This window comes from Catenovulum agarivorans DS-2 (assembly GCF_000568405.1).
Lineage (GTDB): Bacteria > Pseudomonadota > Gammaproteobacteria > Enterobacterales > Alteromonadaceae > Catenovulum > Catenovulum agarivorans_A.
Genome location: NZ_ARZY01000103.1, coordinates 1 through 761, shown reverse-complemented (window position 1 = coordinate 761; position 761 = coordinate 1). Strand labels below are relative to the sequence as shown.

Sequence of the window (761 nt, the reverse complement as noted above, 5' to 3'; positions counted from 1 at the left end):
TATCCAACCCGTCATAACTCAAGCTATTGATAGACCAGTAAGAAGAGCTACCATCGTCAATACGATTGATGTTTTTGTTTGCGTCGTAACTATATGTCAGCTTGTTGTAAATGCTGGCGCCGTTTAAATCAGAAATGGTTTCAGGTAATTGCCCAACAGTAAGCGTGGTATTATGAATAACCCCATTGCCATAAATGAATTGTTTTATTGCACCATTGGCATGATAACTTACACCATTTTTCACAAAAGTTTGACCACCTTCTATGATCAACTGGGTCGGCTGTCCTAAAATATTTGGCTTGTAATTAATTGGGTTATCTTGATCTGGATAAAGCATTAAGTCCCTATGCCCTAGCGAGTTGTAGCTATAGCTAACTTCATAAGTTTTACCATTAGCTAGTTGTAATCGCTCTTCTTCCAGTAAACCAAGCGCATTGTATCCGTATGACTGTACATATTCATTTGATTCTACAGTTAGCAGCTTACCCAATTTATCAAAGGTATAAGTTTTGTCAGGAGTAGAGTCTGCATATAAAACTTGTCGAGTATTCCCATGATTATCATATTGATAAGTAGTCTTATATGCATTGGGCACATCTTGTGTCGTCGGACAAGAATCTGGCTGAAAACTGGTCGCTGACCATGGTGAACTATAGTGTTCAGTAGACCAAATCATTTGACCAAAGTCATTGTATCCGTACAACTTAGTCCCTGTATCACTGCGCATAATTCTGCATACACGATGTTGTTCATCGTAATAG

Annotated in this window: 1 pseudogene; it reads right to left on the bottom strand. The window is 38.4% G+C overall.

The window, feature by feature from the left end:
- Positions 1-761 (bottom strand): annotated as a pseudogene (locus DS2_RS20635) (hypothetical protein); the annotation flags it as partial.